The sequence below is a fragment of the Candidatus Krumholzibacteriia bacterium genome (genome assembly GCA_035268685.1).
Classification (GTDB): Bacteria; Krumholzibacteriota; Krumholzibacteriia; order JAJRXK01; family JAJRXK01; genus JAJRXK01.
On record DATFKK010000168.1, the window covers coordinates 1 to 2,726 of the forward strand.

Annotated in this window: 3 protein-coding genes; 2 read left to right on the top strand and 1 reads right to left on the bottom strand. The window is 68.8% G+C overall.

All coding sequences use genetic code 11. The features are described from left to right. The coding region (locus VKA86_15775; GenBank protein HKK72665.1) for a hypothetical protein at positions 1-223 on the bottom strand (223 nt) is incomplete at its 3' end. A 117-nt stretch (positions 224-340) separates the two neighbouring features. On the opposite strand from VKA86_15775, the gene VKA86_15780 reads away from it, so the two are divergent. Together VKA86_15780 and VKA86_15785 are read left to right on the top strand one after the other, a co-directional pair. Further along, a complete protein-coding gene (locus VKA86_15780) occupies positions 341-916 on the top strand; it encodes a DUF3228 family protein (GenBank protein HKK72666.1) in 576 nt (191 codons plus the stop codon). A gap of 56 nt (positions 917-972) precedes the next feature. Further along, the coding region (locus VKA86_15785) for a pitrilysin family protein (protein ID HKK72667.1) at positions 973-2,726 on the top strand (1,754 nt) is incomplete at its 3' end.

Here is a 2,726-nt window from a genome sequence, read left to right on the forward strand (position 1 = left end):
TCCCGGAGAGGATCTCCGAGAGGGTCTCGGGGTCGATTCCGAAGACCTCGAGGTCGACGTCCTTCGAGTCGATCCCCAGGCGGAGGTCGCGGACGAACCCGCCGACCAGCAGGGCACGGCCTCCGGCTCCGCGCACGCGAGCGGCGATCGTCACGACCCGCGGGTCGAGGCGTCGTTGCAGGTCGTCCACGTCGGGTGTGGGTCGCAGTGAGCGCTGAGCCATGGCCGATATTGTAGTCCATCCGCCCGGGCCGTGCCCGCGCCCCGTGGAGCGAGGGGCTGGACCCCGCGCGGCCTTTCGCCTAGCGTGGATCGACCTCCCCGACCGGATGGCGACGACATGAAGATCGCCCTGACCCGCTTCGCCCGAGGGCGCCTGTTCGAACCGCCCGACGGTGTCCCCCGGATCCCGGGAGTGACGCCCGAGGAGTTCGTCGATCACTGCAATGCACACGTCCCGCTGGAAGACCGCGAGGGCTACGCTCCGTTCTGCCGTCTGCACGTCCATCGGAACTGGACACCGGCGCGGTGCGCGGCCGTGGAGATCACGGCCGACAACGAACGCTTCCTCCGCAGCGGCTACGAAGCTCGCGCCGAGGGCGAGCTCCCGGTCCTGACCCGGTGGTTCGAGGGAATCGAAGCCCCCGTCGCGGCGTACCTGCAGGTGATCCTGTACAGCGCCGAGCAGTTGCGGCGCGAGGACGACCCCGTCGACGCCGACTGGGGAATCGTGGGTTGCCTGGCCACCCCCGACCGCACGGAGCCACCCATGGCACCGATCACCATGCTGCGCAACGCGCTCGGCGTGGAAGAGGGCGGCAGCGGCGTGCCGCTCGACCGAGACGCGTACCGGCGCAGCGTCGACTACTGGAGCCGACACGCGAACGTCCGCACCCCGAGCGGAGGCTCGCGGTGAACTCCGACCGACCACCCGACCGCCCGCCCCACCGAACGCCCCGAGGAGAGATCCCCATGTCCCACCGCCTGCTGGTCCCGCTGGCGCTCGCCCTGGCCCTCGTCCCGTTCACCGGAGCGATTCCCGACGTGGGCGCGCAGGCCGCCGGCGGGGCCGAGTGGTCCGACGCCGACTTCGACGCGGGTGCCGGGATCCCCTTCGATCCCGCGGTCCGCACCGGGACACTGGACAACGGCCTGCGCTGGTTCGTGCGCGAGAACTCCGAACCCGAGAACCGCGCTGCGTTGCGGCTGGTCGTGAACGCGGGCAGTGTTCTCGAGGACGACGACCAGCGCGGGTTGGCCCACTTCCTCGAGCACATGGCCTTCAACGGGACCGAGAACTTCGAGAAGCAGGAGCTGGTCGACTACCTCGAGTCGATCGGCATGGAGTTCGGCCCGGAGATCAACGCCTACACCAGCTTCGACGAGACCGTGTACATGCTCCAGATTCCGCTCGACGACCCCGAGATCGTCGACACGGCCTTCACCGTACTGGCCGACTGGTCGCGGCGTCTGACGTTGGATCCCGAAGAGGTCCGGAAGGAGCGCGGCGTGGTGCTCGAGGAGTGGCGTCTACGGCGCGGCGCGCGCCAGCGCGTGCGCGACGAACAGATTCCCGTGCTCTTCCACGGCGCGCGCTACGCGGAGCGTCTGCCGATCGGCCTGCCCGAGATCATCGAGAGCGCCGACCGCGAGCGCCTCGAACGCTTCTACACCGACTGGTACCGGCCCGACCTGATGGCCGTGATCGCGGTCGGAGACTTCCAGCCCGAATCCATGATCGAGCGCATCGAGGAGAGCTTCGGAGGACCCTGGGGACCGGCCGATGCCGAAGAGCGCACCGTCTACGAGGTGCCGCCGCACGACGACACGAAGATCGTGATCGCCACCGACGAGGAGTTGAGCACGAACACCGTGCGCGTGGTCGTCAAGAAGCCGCGCGAGCCCGTCGAGACGGTGGCCGACTTCCGCGAGGCCCTGGTGGAGCGGTTGTACACCAGCATGCTCAACCAACGTCTGCGCGAGCTGACGAACGAGCCCGACCCGCCCTTCGTGTTCGGGGGTGTGGGCTCGGGCCGCTTCGCACGCACGACGGAGAGCGTGAGTCTGTACGCGACCGCCGAGGACGGAGGCCTCGAGCGAGCGCTCGAGACGATTCTGCTCGAGGCGAAGCGCGTGGCAGAACACGGATTCACGGCCGCCGAACTCGATCGTGCCGAGGCCGGCTTCCTGCGGTCGATCCGCAACCGCTACGACGAGCGTGAGAACGTGGACAACGCGACCTTCGCCGGACAGTACGTCTCGCGTTTCCTCGAGGGCCGGACCATCCCTGGAATCGAGTGGCGCTACGAGGCGGTCCAGCGCCTGCTCCCCGGCATCGCGATCGACGAGGTGAACGCCGTCGGTCTCGGTGCCGAACTCCTCCAGCGGGACAACCGTGTGATCACCGTGAGCGCACCGGACGATCCCGCGATTCCGGTTCCGGCCGAGGCCGATCTGTTGACCGTGTTCGAGCGCGTGGAATCCACGGCGACCGAGCCCTACCGGGAGGACGTCAGCGAAGCCCCGCTGCTCGCACGCACGCCGCCGCCGGGCGAGATCGTCGAAGAGGTCCGCGTCGAGGAGCTCGACCTCACGGTGTGGACGCTGGGCAACGGTCACCGTGTGGTCGTCAAGCCGACCGACTTCAAGGAGGACGACTTCTCGTTCACCGCGTTCAGCCCGGGTGGTCGATCGCGAGGGACCCTGGATCTCGACCGGTCCCTGGA